General features: G+C 72.0%; 18 protein-coding genes and 1 pseudogene. 9 read left to right on the top strand and 10 right to left on the bottom strand.

Features of this window, described 5'->3' with window-relative positions:
• Positions 1–346: 346 nt before the first annotated feature.
• Positions 347–778: a helix-turn-helix domain-containing protein gene (locus ACGF8A_RS23245; protein ID WP_393111117.1), complete on the top strand. Its 432-nt coding sequence runs from the start codon at positions 347–349 to the stop codon at positions 776–778.
• A 15-nt stretch (positions 779–793) separates the two neighbouring features.
• Here the strand turns inward: ACGF8A_RS23245 and ACGF8A_RS23240 are convergent, their stop codons facing one another.
• From ACGF8A_RS23240 to ACGF8A_RS23230, 3 genes are all read right to left on the bottom strand, one after another.
• Positions 794–1,396: a ClpP family protease gene (locus tag ACGF8A_RS23240; protein WP_393111115.1), complete on the bottom strand. Its 603-nt coding sequence runs from the start codon at positions 1,394–1,396 to the stop codon at positions 794–796.
• Between the two features lie 2 nt (positions 1,397–1,398).
• Positions 1,399–2,040, bottom strand: coding sequence for an ATP-dependent Clp protease proteolytic subunit (locus tag ACGF8A_RS23235; RefSeq protein WP_393111113.1), 642 nt, complete (start codon positions 2,038–2,040; stop codon positions 1,399–1,401).
• 134 nt (positions 2,041–2,174) lie between these two features.
• Complete coding sequence (locus tag ACGF8A_RS23230) at positions 2,175–3,389, bottom strand: epoxide hydrolase family protein (RefSeq protein ID WP_393111111.1); 1,215 nt, start codon at positions 3,387–3,389, stop codon at positions 2,175–2,177.
• A 120-nt stretch (positions 3,390–3,509) separates the two neighbouring features.
• Between ACGF8A_RS23230 and ACGF8A_RS23225 the strand changes: the two genes are divergently transcribed.
• Entirely contained in the window at positions 3,510–3,992 is a 483-nt protein-coding gene (locus ACGF8A_RS23225) for a VOC family protein (RefSeq protein WP_393111109.1), read from the top strand.
• 112 nt (positions 3,993–4,104) lie between these two features.
• Here ACGF8A_RS23225 and ACGF8A_RS23220 read toward each other — a convergent pair whose 3' ends face one another.
• Positions 4,105–4,980 (bottom strand): aminoglycoside phosphotransferase family protein, encoded by an 876-nt coding sequence (locus ACGF8A_RS23220; protein WP_393111275.1) that lies wholly within the window; start codon positions 4,978–4,980, stop codon positions 4,105–4,107.
• Positions 4,981–5,068: 88 nt separating this feature from the next.
• Positions 5,069–5,971: pseudogene (locus tag ACGF8A_RS23215) on the bottom strand (SGNH/GDSL hydrolase family protein).
• A 162-nt stretch (positions 5,972–6,133) separates the two neighbouring features.
• On the opposite strand from ACGF8A_RS23215, the gene ACGF8A_RS23210 reads away from it, so the two are divergent.
• Positions 6,134–6,637, top strand: coding sequence for an esterase-like activity of phytase family protein (locus ACGF8A_RS23210; RefSeq protein WP_393111107.1), 504 nt, complete (start codon positions 6,134–6,136; stop codon positions 6,635–6,637).
• Here the strand turns inward: ACGF8A_RS23210 and ACGF8A_RS23205 are convergent.
• The gene (locus tag ACGF8A_RS23205; protein WP_393111273.1) at positions 6,550–7,554 is read right to left on the bottom strand and encodes a zinc-binding alcohol dehydrogenase family protein; all 1,005 of its coding nucleotides are present in this window, start codon (positions 7,552–7,554) and stop codon (positions 6,550–6,552) included. The two genes, ACGF8A_RS23210 and ACGF8A_RS23205, sit on opposite strands and share 88 nt — an antisense overlap.
• Before the next feature lie 191 nt (positions 7,555–7,745).
• Here ACGF8A_RS23205 and ACGF8A_RS23200 point away from each other — a divergent pair, with 191 nt between their 5' ends.
• Both ACGF8A_RS23200 and ACGF8A_RS23195 read left to right on the top strand, forming a co-directional pair.
• Positions 7,746–8,546, top strand: coding sequence for a VOC family protein (locus ACGF8A_RS23200; RefSeq protein WP_393111105.1), 801 nt, complete (start codon positions 7,746–7,748; stop codon positions 8,544–8,546).
• 36 nt (positions 8,547–8,582) lie between these two features.
• Positions 8,583–9,284: a ribonuclease H gene (locus ACGF8A_RS23195; protein ID WP_393111103.1), complete on the top strand. Its 702-nt coding sequence runs from the start codon at positions 8,583–8,585 to the stop codon at positions 9,282–9,284.
• 66 nt (positions 9,285–9,350) lie between these two features.
• Here ACGF8A_RS23195 and ACGF8A_RS23190 read toward each other — a convergent pair whose 3' ends face one another.
• Entirely contained in the window at positions 9,351–9,752 is a 402-nt protein-coding gene (locus tag ACGF8A_RS23190) for a hypothetical protein (protein ID WP_393111101.1), read from the bottom strand.
• 417 nt (positions 9,753–10,169) lie between these two features.
• Positions 10,170–10,835, bottom strand: a complete 666-nt coding sequence (locus tag ACGF8A_RS23185) for a CAP domain-containing protein (protein ID WP_393111099.1) — start codon at positions 10,833–10,835, stop codon at positions 10,170–10,172.
• A gap of 545 nt (positions 10,836–11,380) precedes the next feature.
• Here ACGF8A_RS23185 and ACGF8A_RS23180 point away from each other — a divergent pair.
• Both ACGF8A_RS23180 and ACGF8A_RS23175 read left to right on the top strand, forming a co-directional pair.
• Complete coding sequence (locus ACGF8A_RS23180) at positions 11,381–12,952, top strand: M1 family metallopeptidase (RefSeq protein ID WP_393111097.1); 1,572 nt, start codon at positions 11,381–11,383, stop codon at positions 12,950–12,952.
• Positions 12,953–13,246: 294 nt separating this feature from the next.
• Positions 13,247–15,172, top strand: a complete 1,926-nt coding sequence (locus tag ACGF8A_RS23175; protein ID WP_393111095.1) for an N-acetylmuramoyl-L-alanine amidase — start codon at positions 13,247–13,249, stop codon at positions 15,170–15,172.
• A gap of 37 nt (positions 15,173–15,209) precedes the next feature.
• Here ACGF8A_RS23175 and ACGF8A_RS23170 read toward each other — a convergent pair whose 3' ends face one another.
• Positions 15,210–16,037 (bottom strand): tyrosinase family protein, encoded by an 828-nt coding sequence (locus ACGF8A_RS23170; RefSeq protein ID WP_393111093.1) that lies wholly within the window; start codon positions 16,035–16,037, stop codon positions 15,210–15,212.
• 32 nt (positions 16,038–16,069) lie between these two features.
• Complete coding sequence (locus ACGF8A_RS23165) at positions 16,070–16,489, bottom strand: tyrosinase cofactor (protein ID WP_393111091.1); 420 nt, start codon at positions 16,487–16,489, stop codon at positions 16,070–16,072.
• 371 nt (positions 16,490–16,860) lie between these two features.
• Between ACGF8A_RS23165 and ACGF8A_RS23160 the strand changes: the two genes are divergently transcribed.
• Positions 16,861–18,063 (top strand): FAD-dependent monooxygenase, encoded by a 1,203-nt coding sequence (locus ACGF8A_RS23160; RefSeq protein ID WP_393111089.1) that lies wholly within the window; start codon positions 16,861–16,863, stop codon positions 18,061–18,063.
• Positions 18,064–18,396: 333 nt separating this feature from the next.
• Positions 18,397–19,380 (top strand): aldo/keto reductase, encoded by a 984-nt coding sequence (locus ACGF8A_RS23155; RefSeq protein ID WP_393111087.1) that lies wholly within the window; start codon positions 18,397–18,399, stop codon positions 19,378–19,380.
• The last annotated feature ends 21 nt before the right edge of the window (positions 19,381–19,401 follow it).

Genomic DNA, 19,401 nt, shown 5'->3' with positions numbered 1-19,401 from the left:
ACAGTCATGGTGCGGCGTCTGCCTCTTCGGCTTCTGTTGTTCTCGGTGGTACCCCTCGTCATGCCCCGGTGAGTATCCCGAGGCCGACGACGTACTCCTGCGTGTACCCGGGCCTTCTCTTCGCATGCCCGTCGATTCCGGGGTGGCCCGAACAGGGCACGCGGGCCCGGGACTCCGGCGAGCGGGACGCGTGCGCCGGCGGACTGCGGGCCGCTGCCGCCGGGCAGCCGCGGCCAACTCCTCCTACGAAAACCCATGTTTACTGTTACGGGGTGATTCGTCCGATTCCGCCGTGGGCGGAACGCCGCGGGCTTCCCCTGACGGGCCGCGAACCTAGGCTGGAGTGGTGAGCAACCAAGCGCCGGACAAGCAGACGACGCCGAACGAGGGCCTCGTGTTCCCGCTGCGCCCGCAGCCGCGTTCCGGGGGTGTTCGCCCCGCAGCCGGGGCGCGGCCCGGACCCCCGGCCCGGCCGGCGGGCAAGGAGCCGCTCTGGCGTGACCTCGTCGGTCAGGTGCTGCGGCGTGAGCGGCTGGCGCAGGAAAGGACGTTGAAGGACGTCGCCGACGCCGCCCGGATCTCGATGCCGTATCTGTCGGAGGTGGAGCGCGGCCGCAAGGAGGCATCCTCGGAGGTGCTCGCCGCCGCCGCCCAGGCCCTCGGACTCGGCCTGGGCGATCTGCTGACGCGGGCGCACAGCGACCTCACCCGGCACACGCGCACACGCGGCCGTGCCACGTCCGCCGCACCCCACAACGGCCTCTGCCTGGCCGCCTGACGCCGCCTGGGCGCCTCAGACCGTCACGAGGCGCCGGCTCAGCACCTCGTCGGCCAGCCCGTACGCCACCGCCTCCGGTGCGGTGAACACCTTGTCGCGGTCCATGTCGGCGCGCAGGGTCGCGAGCTCGTGGCGGGTGTGCCGGGCCAGCACCTCCTCGACCTGGGAGCGGATCCGGACCATCTCCTTGGCCTGGAGGGCGAGATCGGACACCGTGCCCTGCCGGCCGCCGCTGGCCGGCTGCCCGAGCAGCACCCGCGCGTGCTCCAGGACGAAGCGCCGCCCCGGATCCCCGCCGGCCAGCAGCACTGCCGCCGTGGAGGCCGCCTGTCCCACGCAGAACGTCGAGATCGGCGCCTGTACGAACGTCATCGTGTCGTAGATCGCCATCAGTGAGGTGAACGATCCGCCGGGGGAGTTGATGTAGATCGCGATCTCGTTCTCCGGCGCCGCCGACTCGAGGTGCAGCAGCTGAGCGATGACGACGTTGGCCACACCGTCGTCGATCTCCGTGCCGAGGAAGATGATCCGCTCCGACAGCAGCCGGCTGAACACGTCGTACGACCGCTCGCCCTGCGGGGTGCGCTCGACCACGTTCGGAATCGTGTACGTCCCCATGGCTACAGCCCCGTCCGTCGCCGTGCGCCCGCCGGGCGGATGTCGGTGAACGATTCCACGACCCGGTCCACGAGGCCGTACTCCCTGGCCTGCCCGGCCGTGAACCAGCGGTCCCGGTCACCGTCGCGGGAGATGGTCTGCGGACTCTGCCCGGTGTGCTCCGCGGTGATCTGCTCGATGGTGCGCTTGGTGAACTCCAGGTTGTCCGCCTGGATCTCGATGTCCGCGGTGGTGCCGCCGATACCGGCGGACGGCTGGTGCATCATGATGCGCGCGTTCGGCAACGCGAACCGCTTGCCGGAGGTGCCCACGCTGAGCAGGAACTGCCCCATGCTCGCGGCGAACCCCATCGCGAGGGTGGAGACGTCGTTGGGGATCAGCCGCATGGTGTCGTAGATGGCGAGTCCCGCGTGCACCGAGCCGCCGGGGCTGTTGATGAACAGGCTGATGTCGGTGCGCGGATCCTCGGCGGACAGGAGCAGCAGCTGCGCGCAGACCCGGTTGGCGGAGACCTCGTCCACCTGGGTGCCCAGCAGGACGATCCGCTGCCCGAGCAACTGCGCGGCCAGGTGGTCGTCGAACCGGGTGGGCGGGGTGTCGCCCTCCTCGGCACGGGGCGGCAGCAGGGCGGTGTGTGGCGACATGTGCGCTCCTCGGGTCGGGGGAGTGGAAGCGTGTGGTGCGTTCTCCACTCTCGGCCCCGGCCCCCGCGCCTGGCGGACTTCTCTGCCCGCCGCAGATTCGCCGAGGGCAGAGCCGCCGCACCCGGCGGCCGCGGTCACCGGCCCCGCTGCTCGCGCAACTGCCGGAAGAACGCCCGGACGTCGCCCACCAGCAGGTCCGGCTCCTCCATCGCCGCGAAGTGCCCGCCCCGGTCGAACGTCGTCCAGCGCACGATGTTGTCGGTGCGGGCCGCCAGGTGGCGCAGCGGGATCTGGATCTCGGCCGGGAACAGGGCGACGGCGGTCGGCGCGGTCGACCGCTCCCGCGGCTCGGCCCTGCGGGCCCCGGTGCGCGCGTGCGCCCGCTCGTAGTAGATCCGGGCCGACGAACCGGCCGTCCCGGTCAGCCAGTACAGCATCACGTTGGTGAGCATCCGGTCCCGGTCGACTGCCTCCTCCGGCAGCTCCCGCGAGTCCGTCCACTCCTTGAACTTCTCGACGATCCAGGCGAGCTGACCGACGGGCGAGTCGGTCAGCGCGTACGACAGGGTCTGCGGCCGGGTGGACTGCAGCGCGGCATACCCCGTGCCCTCCCGCGACCACGCGTTCCACCGGTGCCAGGAGGTGAGCGTCCGCTCCCGCTCCTCGGCGCTCAGCCCCGCCAGGTCCTCGCCGGTCGGCTCGGTGGCCGCCTGCGCGCCGGGCAGCAGGTTCAGGTGCACGCCGATCACCCGGCCGGGATGGGCGCGGCCCAGTTCGCGGGAGATGGCCGCCCCCCAGTCACCGCCCTGCGCCCCGAAGCGCTCGTAGCCGAGCCGGCTCATCAGCTCGGCCCAGGCGTCGGCGACCCGTCCCGCCTCCCAGCCGGTGTCCCGGGTCGGCCCGGACAGCCCGAAGCCGGGGATGCCCGGCAGTACGACGTGGAACGCGTCGGCCGGATCCCCGCCGTGCGCGGCCGGGTCGGTCAACGGTCCCACCACGTCCCGGAACTCCACGATCGAGCCCGGCCAGCCGTGCGTGACGATCAGCGGGGTGGCGTCCGGCGCGGGGGAGCGGACGTGCGCGAAGTGGACGTTCGCCCCGTCGATCGTGGTCGTGAACTGTGGCCACTCGTTGAGCTGCGCCTCGGCCGCACGCCAGTCGTAGGTGCTCCGCCAGTACCGCACGAGTTCACGCAGATAGTCGCCGGGCACGCCGTACGCCCAGCCGGCGCCGGACAGTCCCTCGGGCCACCGGGTGCGGTCGAGGCGGTCGTGCAGGTCGTCCAGGTCACTCTGCGGGATGTCGAGCCGGAAGGGCCGGATGCCGTCGGCGGGCGGTGACGTCGTCATGGTCGCGATGCTAGTTCCGCGTTCCTCCACGTCCGCGGGATGAATGCCGGACGTGGCCGATGAGTTTCGCGGGCCGCGCCGGTCGATACGGATGACCGCTTCGCCGCACAGGAGGTGCCCATGGCCACCGACGGATTCACCACATGCCTCTGGTTCGAGGACCAGGCCGAGGAAGCCGCACACCACTACGTCTCGATCTTCAAGAACTCCCGCATCGGAAGGCTCGCCCGCTACGGCGAGGGCGCCCTCCGGCCCGCGGGCTCGGTGATGACCGTGGAGTTCACGGCCAACGGCCAGAAGTTCGTCGCGCTCAACGGCGGACCGCAGTTCAAGTTCAACGAGGCGGTCTCCTTCCAGATCTTCTGCGCGGACCAGCAGGAGGTCGACCACTACTGGGCCAGGCTCACCGAGGGCGGCGGCGAGCCCGGACCCTGCGGCTGGCTGAAGGACAAGTACGGTGTGTCCTGGCAGGTCGTCCCGGAGGGCCTGGTCGAGCTGGTCACCGACCCGGACCCGGAGAAGGCCGCCCGCGCCACCCGGGCGATGATGTCGATGGGGAAGCTCGACATCGCCGCCGTGCGCGAGGCCCACGCGGGCGAGTGACCCACCGCCGGCCAGGGGCCCGCCACCACGCCCACCCGCGCGGCGGGCCCCCTGCCGCAGCGCGTCCGGCCCGGCCCGTGCGGGCGTGCCCGTGCTCACCGGAAGGCGGCCCTCACCGCCGCTCGGCCAGAACCTCCCCGATCACGTGCCGTGAGTTGGCGGCGAGCAAGGGGTTGGTCTCCCAGTAGTACGGCAGCTGGATCAGCGAGATGGACAGCGCCCAGCCACGCCCGCGCGCCCATGCGGCGGCGTCGGCGCCCACGGCCCGGCGGAAGGTCTCCCGCGCCCCCGCCGGCAGCAGGTTCCAGGCCACGATCAGATCGACGGCCGGATCCCCCACCCCCACCAGACCGAAGTCGATCACGCCGCTGAGCCGTCCCTCGCGGACCAGCACGTTGCCGGGGGAGAGATCTCCGTGCGCCCACACGGGCGCCCCGGTGTACGCCGGTGCCCGCAGGGCCTCCTCCCACAGTGCCGTCACGGCGGCCGTGTCCACCCGCCCCACCAGTTGCGCGACGGCGGCGCGGGTCGGTTCGTCCCGGGTGGCCAACGGCACGCCCCGCAGGTTCGGCGGGCCGTTCCCGGCGTCGACCCGGCGCAGTGCGGTGACGAACTCCGCCAGGTCCTCGGCCAGCCGCTCCGGCTCGTCGAGCCTTCCGGCGACGGGATTGCGCCCCTCCAGCCACCGGTACACCGACCAGGGGAACGGGAATTCCGCGTCAGGCTCACCCCGTCCGGCCGGCCGGGGCGTGGCCACCGGCAGCCGTGGTCCCAGTTCGGGCAGCCAGGTCAGCTCGTGCCGCACGTCGCCCACGGCCCCGGGACGCCGCGGCAGCCGCACCACCAGGTCGCCGCCCAGCCGGAACATCGCGTTCTCCGTCCCGGAGGACTCCAGTCGGCGCACGGGCAGCTCCGCCCACTGCGGGAACTGCCCGGCGATCAGCCGCCGGACCAGCGGGGCGTCCAGGTCGACTTCGTCGGCGTGCATCTTCATGGCACACATGGGAGCCATCCCAGTGGAACGGCCCATGTCGTGTCGAACGATTTTGCGGGCACGGCGGCCGGAGACAGCGACCTCAGGGGGACCGGACCGCCTCGCCGATCACCCGCGTGATCTCCCGCGCGATCCGAAGGATCCCCGGCGAGCGCACCGGGCACGGCTTCGGGGTGGACGTCGTGGGCGCCAGACAGAAGTGCAGGTAGTCGTCGTCGCGGTGGCGCGCGGTGCGGTCACCGGCGGGCTCGGTGCAGTAGTCGGGGTGCGCTCGCTCGTAGGCGGTGCAGGGCAGGTACTAGGTCCAGGTGTAGCGGGCGCCGGCCGGGCTCACCGCCCCGCCGGCGTCGGCCACCAGGTCACCGGCCGCCTCGGCGCGCTCCTCGTACACGGCGTTCACGCGCCGGACCCGGTCGGGAGTCATCGGGTCCGGCCCCTGCAGCACCCAGACGATCCGCGGCCGCCGGTCACGGCCGGCCGCGTCGATCTGCTCGGCGAGACGCCGCGCGTCGGCGGCGTACCGCTCCAGGTAGCGGCCAGGGGAGGTGTCGTGGATGACGCCCTCCATGCACGGCGTGTAGTCCCAGGCGTTCCCCCAGAACTGCAGGACCACGAAGTCCGGCCGCACCGACCGCACCAGCACCGCCGCCTTGTCCGAATCCGGCACGAGGGACCGCACCCCGGTGCCCTCCAGGTAGTCGCACAACGTGGTGCCGGAGTAGGGAGCGCTCGTGTATCGCGCCCGCAGGTCCCGGCGGAGTTCCGAGCCGAGGACCTTCTGGTTCTCCATCGCGAGCGAGTCGCCGAGGTACAGCACGGTGGGAGCCCGCACGGGGACGCGTGGCGCACGCTGCTGGGTGGTGGCCGGTGCCTCGGGCACGGCAGGCGCGGGCGGTGCGGCCTGCGGTGCGGACGCGGGATCCCCGCAGGCGCCGAGCAGCACGGCACCTGCCAGCAGTACCCCGACCATCCACGGCCTGCCCATACGGCAACTCCCGCCCCGCCTCCGACAAGGCCACCCAGGCAAGCACACCCCGGCGGCCGGCGGAAGACACGCGCCGGACAGCGGGCCGGTGACCGCACGCGTGTCCGGTTTCGTCTCCCCGCGTTGGCGTGCCGGTCATCCGGTGTCCCGCCGGTGCCCGCCATGAGAGGACCTTCGATCCTGCTCGGCGCCGCCCTGCTGACCGTGGCGCCGGCCTCTCCCGCGGGGGCCGGGGACGACTGCGCGGACGGCGACTTCGGGCGGGCCACTCTGGTCGCCGACGGCACGTACTGGACGGGCGACGAGTTCGGCCCGTTCCTGCTGCACTTCGACGCCAGCGGACGGCTCCTCGAAGCGCCCATCGCGCTGGACGGCGTCCAGGCCCCGGAGAACCCCTGCCTCGACGGTGGCCGGACCACCCTTGCGGGCAGCAAGGGCTTCGAGGGCCTGGTCCGGTCCGTCGACGGCCGGCGCTTCCACCCGCTGCTGGAAGGCACCGTCACCGGCGACACGCCTGGCGGCCTGCGGTTCAGCGAGTTCGATCTGCGGCAGCGGGCGTACAGGGGCAAACGGTTCGTCTACCACTCGTTCACCAGCACCGCCGCCCCGTCGAACCGCCCCGCCTTGAGATCCGCAAGCGCCTGGTCCGCGCGCGCCATGGGATAGACGTGCGTCCTCGCCCGCACCCCGTGCCGTGCGGCCAGCGCCAGGAACTCGCGGGCATCCTCTCGCGTGTTGGAGGTGACGCTGCGCACCTCCTTCTCGTAGAACAGGTCGGTCTCGTACCGCAGTGGCGGGATGTCCGTCAGATGGATGCCGGCGATGGACAGCACCCCTCCCCGGTCCAGCGCCCGCAGCGCCACCGGGACCAGATCCCCGACGGGGGCGAAGAGGATCGCGCTGTCCAGTGGCTCCGGCGGCGGCTCGCGCACGTCCCTCGCCGAGGCCGCCCCCAGCTCCAGCGCCAGCCGTCGCGCCCCCGCGCCCCGGGTCAGGACATGCACCCGGGCGCCCTCGGCGAGCGCGAGTTGCGCGCACAGATGGGCGCTGCCCCCGAAGCCGTACAGACCGAGCCGTCCACCCGGCGGCAGCGAGGCGCGCCGCAGGGCGCGGTGGCCGATGATGCCGGCGCACAGCAGCGGTGCCGCCACCACGTCGTCCAGGCCGGGCGGCAGCCGGTGCGCGAACGCCGCCGGCACGGTCGTGTACCCGGCGTATCCGCCGTCCGCGTCCCAGCCCGTGTACCGCGAGGCAGGGCACAGGTTCTCGGCGCCGCGCACGCAGCAGGCGCAGATGCCGTCGGTGCGCCGCAGCCATGCCACGCCCACCCGGTCCCCGGCCGCGAAGCCCCGCACCCCCGCTCCGGACCCCGCCACCGCACCGACCACCTCGTGCCCCGGCACGACCCCCGGCCGGTGGACGGGCAGGTCCCCCTCGGTGACATGCAGATCGGTACGGCACACCCCGCAGGCCCGCACCCGCACGAGCAACTCGTCGTCGCCGGGCAGCGGCACCGGCCTGTCCACCCGTCGCAGGCCGCCCCGCTCCACCGGGCCCGGCTCCACCACCGACCAGGCCCGCATCGTCGCGTCCGCCACCGTCATGAGACGCCCCGATCCGCAAGAGCCCCGCGTCCGCCGTCTCCGCCCCCTTCCCCGACCGTCCGGACCCCCTTCCAGTCTCGGACGGAAGTGGGCGTTCGGCGCGCAGGCGGACTTCACGGTGGTTAGCGTGAGGAATCGGAAAAACCCTACCGATCGGAAGGTGCGCAGCCATGGCCGGGAAACCAGAGGGAACCCCCATTTGGGCCGACGCGATGTTCAGCGACGTCGAAGGAGCCAAGACCTTCTACGGCGACGTCCTCGGCTGGACTTTCGGCGAGGCGACGTCGGAGTTCGGCAACTACACGCAGGCCTACTCGGAGGGAAAGGCGGTCTCCGCCGTCGTGCCGCCGGTACCCGGCCAGGAGGGCCAGTCGCAGTGGTGTCTGTACTTCGCGTCGCCGGACGCGGCCGCGACCGCCGGCCGGATCCGCGAGAACGGCGGCCAGGTGCTGATGGACCCGATGCAGGTCGGGGACTTCGGCAGCATGTGCCTGGCCGCCGATCCCAGCGGGGTCGTCTTCGGTATCTGGCAGCCGGGTACGCACGAGGGGTTCGAGGCACCCATGGACCAGCCGGGCGCCTATTGCTGGGCGGAGGTGTTCACCCGCGAGCCCGAGAAGTCGGACCCGTTCTTCTCCGCCGTCTTCCCTTACACGGCGCAGCAGATGGAGGACGACGGCGTCGACTTCCGGATCTTCAACCTGCGGGGCAACCCCGTCCTCGGACGGATGAAGATGACCGACGAGTTCCCGCCCGACGTCCCGCACTACATCAATGTCTACTTCACCGTGGCCGACTGCGACGCCGCCGTCGCCCAGGCCACCAAGCTCGGCGGCGTGCTGCGGTTCGGGCCGGTCGACAGCCCGTTCGGGCGGTTCGCCGCCCTCAGCGACCCGCAGGGCGCGAACTTCTCGGTGATCGACCCCACGACGACCGTGGGGGAGATGCCGGACCTGAGTGACGCTTCCTGACCGGCTCCGCGATCAGGGGCCCGGCCCGCTCATGGCATGATCGGACACATGCGTGAACGAGTGGTGGCCGCGTGCGACGGGGCGTCCAAGGGAAACCCCGGACCGGCGGGCTGGGCCTGGGTCGTCGCCGACGAGGGCGAGACGCCCAGCCGCTGGGAGGCCGGGCCGCTGGGCCGTGCCACCAACAACGTCGCCGAACTCACCGCGCTGGAGCGGCTGCTGGCGGCGACGGACCCGGGCGTACCGCTGGAGGTCCGGATGGACTCGCAGTACGCCATGAAGGCCGTCACCACCTGGCTGCCCGGCTGGAAGCGCAACGGCTGGAAGACCTCCGCGGGCAAGCCGGTCGCCAACCAGGACCTGGTCGTGCGCATCGACGAACTCCTCGACGGCCGTGCCGTGGAGTTCCGCTACGTCCCGGCCCACCAGGTCGACGGCGATCCGCTGAACGACTTCGCCGACCGTGCCGCGAGCCAGGCCGCCTCGGCGCAGCAGCCCGCGGGCAGCGGCCTCGACTCACCGCAGCCGCCGCCCTCGCCGGACACTGCGCCGACGGCCCCGCGCCGCAGGGCGGCCGCGGCCAGGACGGCCCGTAGGGGCGGTGGTTCCGCCCGAACGATCAAGGCGAAGTTCCCCGGCCGCTGTGTCTGCGGCCGCGCCTACGCGGCGGGCGAGCAGATCGCCAAGAACTCCGAGGGCTGGGGTCACCCCGAGTGCCGAACCGGCAACCAGGGGTAAGGGGTTCGAGGATGGCGACGCGCGGCTCCGGAGGGGAGTCGCGCATCGCGTAGGGAGCACTAACTGTCAGTGGCCGCCACCGCCGCCACCGCCGCCACCGCCGTGACCGCCGCCACCGCCGTGACCGCCGCCACCGCCGTGGCCACCGCCACCGCCGTGACCGCCACCGCCGTGGCCGTTGCCACCGTCGTGGCCGCCGCCGTAGCCATTGCCGCCGCCGTGGCCGCCGCCGTTGCCCCAGCCGTTGCCGTTGCCCCAGTCGTCGTCATCGTCGTCGTAATTGCTGTGGTGGCCGTTGCCCCAGTCGTCATCGTCGTCCCACGAGTCGTTGTCGTAGGAGTTGCTGTAACTGTGCCCGGTCGTGACATCGGCGGAAGCCGTGCCCGCTGCGCCGATCGCTGCGCCGCCGGCCATCAGGACGCTGGTGGCAGACGCCGCGATGAGACGCCTCGCGCGAAGTGATCGCATGGTTGTACCTTTCCTTCCATCGTCTCGCGCAGTACGCAGCGCGAGATGGATGGCCGCACCCGCAGCTGATGGAGCGAGCGGCGCGGTCATGGGCGTCGCCGCAAGAATGAAGAAGCACCTCTCGGCCGCCGGCGCCACTTGTCAGCTTCCGCGCCCTGTCGGGCGGGCGGCGCAACGGTCGCGGTCCTCGTTGTGCAGGAACCATGCCGACCGGGGTGTGCCCCGGTTTGCGGCTTTCAACACTAGACGTTAGTCCCGCGCGCGTAACGCGGCATCTTGAAGCGGGCTATTTTTTGAAATTGTCGAAATTGACTGCATAGCTGTGCAAACGCCCGCATCGGGCCGCGCGGGGAAGGGGGGCGTCAGCGCACCGCTGCCGCCCCAGGAGCCAGTCCTGGGGCGGCAGCGGACGGCGCGTCAGCGGGCGGTGCCGAAGTTCTGCGTCCAGTAGTTGCCGGGCTGGGCGAGCCCGACACCGATCTCCTTGAAGGCGCAGTTCAGAATGTTCTTCTTGTGGCCGGGGCTGGACATCCAGCCCGCCATGACCTGCTCGGGGGAGCTGTATCCGTACGCGACGTTCTCGCCGTACGTCCGCCAGTTGTAGCCGGCCGTCGTGATCCGCTGGCCCGGGTCCGAGCCGTCGGAGCCGGTGTGCGACATGTTCCGGTGGGCGGCCATGTCGGCGCTGTGGTCCTGGGCGGCCTTCGTGAGCTTCGCGTTCAGCTTCACCGCGGAGCAACCGGCCTTGCTGCGCTCGCTGTTCACCAGGGTCACGACGCGCTTCACGGCGCTGGACGCGGAGGCCGGTGCGGTGGAGTCGCCCGGCGGTGTCGCGGCGGGGGCGCTGCTCTCCGGCGCTGCCGGCGTCTGCGGTGCCGTGTTGCCCGCAGGGGTGGTGTTCTGCTGCGGATGGGATGCGTTCATCCAGTGGTGCCATTGGCCGTAGGGCCTGGGGGCCTCACTTGCCTCGGCCCTGCCGTCGTTCAGGCAGGCCATGGCGGCCGACGGTACTGCCAGCGCAGTGAGGGCGACGGCGGCGACGGCTATGTGCCGATGGCGCGTCTTCCTGCGGTGCTTCCTCATGGGACCTCGCTCGGTCGTCGCGGGTCGCCTCCGGGCAAGGCACGGCGTGGGCACTGTGCCTGACCTGCGGTGACGCCTTCTGGGGCCGTCATTGTTAAAAGGGGCGTGAGTAGGGGGCAACGAGGCTCACTACTACCCGGCCTCGTAGTGGCCGAAGGCCCTTGAACCGGGCGCGTGGGTGTGCACACCGGGCTCACCGCCCACGCGGCGACGCCTGACGCTCCGTCAAGGCTTCGTGTGCGCCGGGTGGGTGGCGCGAAAGGGGCGAGCCGGTCCCATATGGCCGTATCGTGCGCGCTGTTTGTCTGTTTCGGTCTGGCAAGTCCGTGTATATCGCCCGGGGCTCATGTACTACCGAGACCCGTTGGTGCGGCACCGCCACGTGAGGGATGTCACTGTGTGCCGGTGCAACCTTTTCGGGAGGGCCAATAGCCCGCACGGATGGAAGGCGCGCGCATATAAGCCGATTTGCGGACATCCTGCTGGCATCATGCGCCCATGAGGATCACGACTGCCGGCCACCGGGGCCCGCGAAGATGGCGCCGGTGAAGGCGGCACCCACGGGCACTCAGGAAGCACCGGACGGGAAGCGGCGGCCCCGCCGCGGGGCGCTCGCCCTCGCCCTCGCCGGAGCCGTCGGCATCACCGGCGTCGCCGCGCTCACCGGCACGTTCCCCTTCGGCGACCAGCAGCGGGCCGCACACCGGGACACCCCCGCCGCCGGCCCGTCCGGCATCCCCTCCGGCCCCGCCCCCGCGCCCGGCGCCCCGGGCGCCGGCGATCCTCTCCTGCCGCTCGACGGCAATGGGGGCTACACGGTCCGCCGGTACACACTCGCCTTCGACTGGCGCGCCCCGCGCACGCCCTTCGCCGCCCGGACCACCGTCAGCGCCACCGCCACCCAGGCGCTGTCCCGCTTCAACCTCGATTTCGCGGGCAACACGCTGCACGCCGTGACCGTCGACGGCGCACCGGCGAGGACCGCGCGCGACGGCGACGAACTCGTCGTGACGCCCGCGAAGCCGATCTCCAAGGGCCGCGCCTTCACCGTGCGGATCGCCTACACCGCCGATCCGACCCAGCAACGCGAGCGCGGCGACGCGATCCAGACGTACGGCTGGGTGCCCACCCCGGACGGCACCGTGGTCTGCGCGCAGCCCAACGGCGCCAAGATGATCTTCCCGGTGAACGATCACCCGAGCCTGCGCGCACCGGTGACCTTCCTCATCACCACCCCGCCGGGCCTCAGCGCGGTGGCGAACGGCCGGCTGGTCGAGCGCGTCCGGAGGCCCGACGGCCGGATCCGGTGGACGTACGACTCCGAGCATCCGGTCGCGGCCCAGCTGATCCAGCTGGCGATCGGGAAGTTCTCCTTCGTCGACAGCACCGGCCCGCGGGGGCTGCCCGTCCGGGACGTGGTCCCGGCAGGCCTCGTCGCCGGCACCGAGGCCCCTCGCGCACGCACCGCGGGTCATCTGCAGTGGCTGGAACGCCGACTCGGCCCCTACCCGTTCCGCCGCTACGGTGTCCTGGTCGGCGACACCGATCTGCCGGTGGCGCTGGAGACGCAGTCGCTGTCCGTGGTGCCGAAGGGCGACCTCCTGGGCGACCAGGTGGACGCCGAACGTGACCTCGTGCACGAGCTGGCGCACCAGTGGACGGGCAACAGCGTCGCCATCCGGCGGTGGTCCGACCTGTGGCTGAGCGAGGGCCATGCCCGCTTCTACGAGCGGCTCTACTCCGAGGCGCACGGCGGCGTCGGTATCGAGGACGCGATGCGGGCGGCGTACGAGCAGCACGACCAGTGGCGGCACGACGACGGGGCGCCCGCCGAACCCACCGAGCCGACCCTGTTCAAGGTGATGCGCTACGACGGCTCGGCGCTGGTGCTCTACGCCCTGCGGGAGAAGGTCGGCGAGGAGACGTTCGACAAGATCGAGCGGTCCTGGGTGACGAAGTACCGGGGGCGGGTCGCCGGCACCCGAGACTTCGTCGCGCTGGCGTCCGAGGTGGCAGGCGAGGATCTGACGCCGTTTCTCACGCCGTGGCTGTACGGCGAGCGGACCCCGCCCATGCCGGGCCATCCCGACTGGGAGGTGGACCCCGTCCAGGACTGATCCGGCATGCGGCGGGCCCCGGACCGTACTGTTCGGTAGCCAGGGACGGGACGACCGCCGCCCGGGGCGGGCCCGCCGCCGCCGACCGGGTGGCCTGTGGCGGGCGGCTGGTCCAGCCCGGTGACGCTTGGCGCGACGTGGCGCTTCGGGCACGGAAGCGTACGAGGGGTGACGTGGAGAGCGACTCCGCCGTCGTGGTTGCGCCGAGCATCGCCGGAGGCCCTTGCAATGACAGATCCCGCCACCCCCCGTGTTCCCGACGCAGTACGCCGGCGCCGCCGACGGATCGTCTGCGTGACCGCGTCGGTGGCGCTCCAGGTCCCCCTGCTGGTCACGCTGCTGAGCGTGCCCCACTCCGACAGCGGTCCCGCGGCCGGGAACAGCGCGGCGGAGGAGCGGCGTCTGCAGGACGTCTTCACGGCCGCCGCCGCCGAGTACGGCGTGCCGCCCAGCGTGCTCATGGGCGTGTCGTACCAGCAGACGCGGTGGGACTCCCACCGGGGCGCGCCGAGCGTCGCCGGCGGCTACGGGCCGATGCACCTGGTGGACAGGCCGCACGTCCAGGGCGCGCTGCCGGGCACGGGCGGCCGCGCGAACGCGGGACCGCAGGCCGCGCCGGGCAAGGAGAACACCCCCGGCAGCCGCTCCGTGCAACCCGCCGACCTGCAACGCGCCGCCCGCCTCGTCGGGGTCCCGGTGGAACAGCTGCGCACGGACCCGGCAGCCAACGTGCGCGGCGGCGCGGCACTGCTGGCGGCGACGCAGCGCGAGCTCGGCAAGCCGCTCAGCGCCGACCCGTCCGACTGGTGGGAGGCGGTGGCACGCTTCCCGGGCATGGCCGACGCCGTGTCGGCGAACATGTTCGCGAGCGATGTCTTCGACGTCATCCGGCGCGGTGCGCGGCGCACCACCGACGTGGGACAGCAGATCGTCCTCCCCGCGAGCCCCGGCGTGAAGGCCCGTCCGGCCGACCCGCTCCGGCCGAAGGACATCGAGTGCCCGCCCGAGCTGTCCTGCTCCTGGGTCAGGGCGCCGCACGTCGAGATCGGTGACGGCGAGTACGGCAACTACGACCCGGCCGACCGGCCCAACGACCAGCAGGTCGAGTACATCGTCATCCACGACACCGAGGGTCCGCTGCCGGCGATGCTCAAGACGGTCAAGAACCCCTACGAGGTGTCATGGCACTACTCGGTCCGCTCCAGTGACGGGCACGTCGTGCAGCACGTCAGGACGAAGGACGCGGCCCGGCACTCCGGCAGCCAGTACATCAACGCCCGTTCGATCGGCATCGAGCACGAAGGGATCCTCGCCCAGCCCGACACCTGGTACACCGAGCAGATGTACCAGGCGTCGGCGCGCCTGGTGCGCTACCTGGCCAAGAAGTACGACATCCCGCTCGACCGCCAGCACATCTTCGGCCACGACAACGTGCCGTCCCCGGTGGGCGTGACCATCCCCGACATGCACGACGACCCCGGCCCCTACTGGGACTGGGAGCACTACTTCGACCTGCTCGGTGCGCCGCTGCGCGGCAGGGCCGGACGGGACAGCGACATGGTGGTCGTGCTGCCCGACTACGAGACCCACAAGCCGCTGTTCACGGGCTGCAGGACCAGCGGTGTCCCGTGCGCGCCGCACGGCTCCAGCGCGGTCCGGCTGCACACCGAGCCCCGCGACGACGCCCCGCTGATCCAGGACCCCGGCCGCCGCCCGGACGGCGACCCCTCCACGGAGGACGTCAACGACCTGGGATCACGGGTCTCCGCGGGACAGGTCTTCGCGGTCGCCGGTCGGCGCGGCGACTGGACGGCGATCTGGTACCAGGGCAACCGGGCCTGGTTCAAGAACCCGAGGACACGCCCGACGGCGATCGGGACGACCGGCCGGATGGTGACCCCCAAGGAGGGGCTGAGCGAGATCCCGGTCTACGGGCGTGCCTACCCGGAGCCGGACGCCTATCCGGACGACGTGGCGGCGCAGGACCAGGCACCGCTGCCGTACGGCCTCCTCGCGGGCCAGCGCTATGTGACCCAGGACCGCGTCACCGGTACCTATGTCGACAAGTCGGGCTCCGGCAGCGCCTTCCGGGTGGTGCAGGGCGACGAGGAGTTCTACGAGATCCAGTTCGGCCACCGGCTCGCGTACGTCCGGGTGGGCGACGTGGACGTGGTGAACGGGTCCGCGGCGGCGGGGGCGCCGTCCGGGTCGCGCAAGTGACCCGCACCGTCCTCGGCGCCACCCGCCCACCGGGGCGCTAGGCGTCCGTGTCGAACGTGTAGTGGGCGGTGTGGTCCAGCAGATCCGCCGGGGTCGCGTCGTTCCACGGCTTCATCGGCTCGTTCAGGTCGACCACGTTCGGCGTCCCGGCCGCCGGGAGGTAGCCGGAGTCCGGGTGCCGGCGCTGCCACTCGGCCCACAGCTTGTCGACGAAGGCGTGGTGCAGCCAGAACACCGGGTCGTTGGGGGAGGCCCCGGTGGCCATCTGACCGCCGACCCACACGTGCACCCGGTTGTGCAGATTGACGCCGCGCCAGCCCTCCAGGTGGTTGCGGAAGCCGTCCGAGGCGCTGTTCCACGGCGCCGTGTCGTACGTCGCCATGGCGAGTACCGACTCGACCTCGGCCCGGGTCGGCAGCTCACGCACCCCGCCACCCAGCGACCGGCGCAGGAACGTCCGCCCGTCCACCCGTACGTTGATCGGCCAGTCGCCGCCCGCCCCGGAGAACGGCCCGTCCTGCACCCGCCCGTCCCGGGCCCGCCCGCTGCCGCCGAGGAAGTCGGGGCCCCACAGCGAGGACCGCACCGTGCGGTCGGCGGTCCAGTCCCAGTACGGCAGCGTCACCGACGCGTCCACCGACTGCAACGCGCGCTCGAATTCGAGCAGGTATCTGCGGTGCCAGGGCAGGAAGGACGGCGAACGGTGGCCGGTGCGTTCGCCGTTGTCGGTGTCGGCGAGGATGAAGGCGTTGTGGGTCGTGACGAACTCGTCGTAGCGGCCGCTGCGCTTGAGCTCCATGAGCGCGGCGACGAAACGCCGCTTCTCGCCGGCGGACAGGACGGCCTGGTTCTTGCGGACGGTCATGTGCGGAGGACTCCAGATGCGGTGCGGGAAGGTCAGTTGGCGGGGAGCGGCACGAGCTGGGCGCCCTGCAGCTCGTCGACCGCGGCACGCGCGGCGGCACGCGGGTTCGGCACCGGGTCGTAGTGGCTGACCACGCTGATCCAGGTGCCGTCGGCGTTCCGCATCACATGCAGTTCCGCGCCGTCGACGAACACGGCGTAGCCGCCGCCGTGATGCTGGTGCCCGCCCCCGGCGACCGGGTGGCCCTGTATCCGGCGGCCCTTGTAGACCTCGTCGAAGGAGGCCGGGGAGTGGTGGCCGTGCTCGTGTCCGGCCGCTCCCGGCGTGGCGCGGGTGGCGGGGGTGGTGCTGGCGTCGGCCGCCGCGCCGGAGGCGACGACTGCGGCGGCGCCGGCGGTGGCGGCGAGGGTGGCCGCGGCGGTGAGCGCACGGCGACGGCTGAGTTCCGGCATGCGGACCTCCAGGGGTTCGGTGGACGCTGCTTTCGGCAGGTCGTTCGAGTGACGACTCCGCATGCCTACCGGCCCGGCCGAGAGCGGGAGAAATCGCCCGCACCAGGTTGGCCTCGATCCGGACAAGTGCCCACATCTCATGCAAGGTTGAATCAAGGCGATCTTGCCGACACGACAGCCCGGACAGCCCGGAAGAGGGAATTCCTTCCCCTGGCCGCGATCTTCGCGGCGATCCTTCGCCCGCCGCCACGCCACGCGTGGCCTGGCTCACTCCGCAAAGATGACGCGATTTCAGGAGAGCGGCCGCAGCCGAACCCGCCTGCTACCCTGCGTCGCGCAATGATCGCCTTGAGTAATCCCTAGGGGTGTGCGTGAAGGTCGCCTGCGTCGGTGGCGGGCCCGCCGGCCTGTATCTCTCGATCCTGCTCAAGCGGCAGGACCCGTCCCATGCCATCACCGTCCACGAACGCGACCCGGAGGGCTCGACGTACGGCTGGGGCGTCACGTACTGGCGCGGACTGCTCGACACCCTTCACGAGCACGACCCCGAGTCGGCCCGCGCCCTCAAGGGCCACTCCGTTTGCTGGGACGAGGGCGTCGCGCACGTCCGGGACCTCAGCACACGGCACCGTGGCGACCAGGGCTTCGGTATCGGCCGCCACCGGCTCCTTGAGATCCTCGCCGACCGGGCCCGCGCCCTGGGCGTCCGTGTCGAGCACGAGCGCGAGATCGGCCCGGACCAGCTGCCGGACGCCGACCTGGTCGTGGCCGCCGACGGAGTCCGCAGCGCCCTGCGCACCCGGCACGCCGGCCACTTCGGCACGGAGGTCACGGCGGGCCGCAACTCCTACGTCTGGCTCGGCACCACCAAGGTCTTCGACTCCTTCACCTTCGCCTTCGTCGAGACCGGGCACGGCTGGATCTGGTGCTACGGCTACCCCTTCGACGCCGGGCGCAGCACCTGCGTCGTCGAGTGCGCTCCCGAGACCCTCACCGGACTCGGTCTCGACCGCGCGGGCGAGGGCGACGGACTGACCCTGCTGGAGAAGCTCTTCGCCACCGTCCTCGACGGCCACCGGCTGATCGGCCGCTCCGCCGCCCGGGGCAGCGCCCAGTGGCTGAACTTCCGCACCCTCACCAACCGCACCTGGTACCGCGACAACCTCGTCCTCGTCGGCGACGCCGCCCACACCACGCACTACTCCATCGGCGCCGGCACCACCCTCGCCCTCCAGGACGCCGTCGCGCTGGCGACGGCCCTGCGGGAGCAGCCCACCCTCCCGCAGGCCCTCGCCCGCTACGAGCAGGAACGCAAGGCGGCTCTGCTGCCCACGCAGAGCGCCGCCCGCTACAGCGCCCAGTGGTACGAGAACCTGCCGCGCTACATCCAGCTCCCGCCCGAGCGCATGTTCGCCCTGCTGGGGCAGCGGCACTCGCCCCTGCTGCCGTACGTCCCGCCGCAGTTGTACTACCGGCTCGACCGCGCGGCCGGGCAACTGGAGGCGCTGCGCCGGCTCAAGCGCTGGCTCGGCCCGAAGCTCGCCCGCACGGCACACGGCCGCACGCTGAGGTAGCCCGGCTCGGCCCAGCACCCGCCGCACGAGCGCGCTGCTGAACACGTGAGCGGCGCCGCCGGGCACCGGCCGGTGCCGCGTCCAGCAAGACCGCCGAGTCCCACCCGGGAAGGTCCTCGACAGGCCGCACCGCCGAAGCGACAGGGCGTGCGCGCCCGTCCGTCCGGCGTCGGCCGGATCGTCGGGACCGGTCAACGGGATCTCCACCGAGCCGTCGGCGAAAGAATCGTGCGCCTGCCGTGTTCCCTCACCCCGGTGAGTGAGGGACGCGCAGGTGGCGGTCCGTGGCCACCGCTGCCGCGCACGCCGGTGGCAGGTGACAGACTGACGCGCATGGAAGAGCGTGAATTCGGCAGGTCGGGTCAGCATGCGTCGGTCGTCGGGCTGGGCACCTGGCAACTGGGCGCCGACTGGGGAGACGTCGACGACAAGGAAGCCCTCACGGTCCTGGAGGCGGCGGCCGAGTCGGGGGTGACCTTCTTCGACACCGCCGACGTCTACGGCGACGGACGCAGCGAGGAGACCATCGCCACGTTCCTGAGCAGCCGGCCGGACCTCCATGTGCTGGTCGCCACCAAGATGGGCCGCCGGGTCGAGCAGATCCCCGAGAACTACGTCCTCGACAACTTCCGCGCCTGGAACGACCGGTCCCGCCGCAACCTCGGCGTCGACCGCGTCGACCTGGTGCAGCTGCACTGCCCGCCCACGCCCGTCTACTCCTCCGGCGAGGTCTTCGACGCCCTCGACACCCTCGTCGAGGAGGAGCGCGTCGCCGCGTACGGAGTGAGCGTGGAGACCTGCGCCGAGGCGCTCACGGCGATCGCCCGGCCGAACGTGGCGAGCGTGCAGATCATCCTGAACCCGTTCCGGATGAAGCCGCTGCGTGAGGTGCTGCCAGTCGCCCGGGAGGCCAGCGTCGGCGTCATCGCCCGGGTGCCGCTGGCCTCCGGCCTGCTGTCCGGCAAGTACACCAAGGACACCGTCTTCCCGGAGAACGACCACCGCACCTACAACCGGCAGGGTGAGGCCTTCGACCAGGGCGAGACGTTCTCCGGCGTCGACTACACGACCGGCGTCGAGGCCGCCGCCGAGTTCGCCGCACTCGCCCCCGAGGGATACACCCCGGCCCAGCTGGCCCTGCGCTGGATCGTCCAGCAGCCCGGCGTCACCACCGTGATCCCCGGCGCGCGCTCCGCCGCGCAGGCCCGCGCCAACGCGGACGCCGCGATGCTGCCGGACCTGCCCGGAACCACGCTCGACGCGATCCAGGACCTCTACACCACGCGGATCAAGGACCAGGTCGAAGGTCGCTGGTAGCGCAGCCGTGCACGGGGAACC

Source organism: Streptomyces sp. NPDC047706 (genome assembly GCF_043204795.1).
In the GTDB taxonomy this organism is placed as follows: domain Bacteria; phylum Actinomycetota; class Actinomycetes; order Streptomycetales; family Streptomycetaceae; genus Streptomyces.
Note: the sequence above shows the minus strand (reverse complement) of the source record. Positions and strands in the feature narration are given on the sequence as shown.

Coding starts and splice junctions, on each gene's coding strand:
- ACGF8A_RS23230 (WP_393111111.1), bottom strand. CDS start 3,389: ATGACGACGTCACCGCCCGCCGACGGCATCCGGCCCTTCCGGCTCGAC.
- ACGF8A_RS23225 (WP_393111109.1), top strand. CDS start 3,510: ATGGCCACCGACGGATTCACCACATGCCTCTGGTTCGAGGACCAGGCC.
- ACGF8A_RS23155 (WP_393111087.1), top strand. CDS start 18,397: ATGGAAGAGCGTGAATTCGGCAGGTCGGGTCAGCATGCGTCGGTCGTC.
- ACGF8A_RS23200 (WP_393111105.1), top strand. CDS start 7,746: ATGGCCGGGAAACCAGAGGGAACCCCCATTTGGGCCGACGCGATGTTC.
- ACGF8A_RS23170 (WP_393111093.1), bottom strand. CDS start 16,037: ATGACCGTCCGCAAGAACCAGGCCGTCCTGTCCGCCGGCGAGAAGCGG.
- ACGF8A_RS23210 (WP_393111107.1), top strand. CDS start 6,134: ATGAGAGGACCTTCGATCCTGCTCGGCGCCGCCCTGCTGACCGTGGCG.
- ACGF8A_RS23165 (WP_393111091.1), bottom strand. CDS start 16,489: ATGCCGGAACTCAGCCGTCGCCGTGCGCTCACCGCCGCGGCCACCCTC.
- ACGF8A_RS23235 (WP_393111113.1), bottom strand. CDS start 2,040: ATGTCGCCACACACCGCCCTGCTGCCGCCCCGTGCCGAGGAGGGCGAC.
- ACGF8A_RS23195 (WP_393111103.1), top strand. CDS start 8,583: ATGATCGGACACATGCGTGAACGAGTGGTGGCCGCGTGCGACGGGGCG.
- ACGF8A_RS23185 (WP_393111099.1), bottom strand. CDS start 10,835: ATGAGGAAGCACCGCAGGAAGACGCGCCATCGGCACATAGCCGTCGCC.
- ACGF8A_RS23220 (WP_393111275.1), bottom strand. CDS start 4,980: ATGCACGCCGACGAAGTCGACCTGGACGCCCCGCTGGTCCGGCGGCTG.
- ACGF8A_RS23240 (WP_393111115.1), bottom strand. CDS start 1,396: ATGGGGACGTACACGATTCCGAACGTGGTCGAGCGCACCCCGCAGGGC.
- ACGF8A_RS23190 (WP_393111101.1), bottom strand. CDS start 9,752: ATGCGATCACTTCGCGCGAGGCGTCTCATCGCGGCGTCTGCCACCAGC.
- ACGF8A_RS23205 (WP_393111273.1), bottom strand. CDS start 7,554: ATGCGGGCCTGGTCGGTGGTGGAGCCGGGCCCGGTGGAGCGGGGCGGC.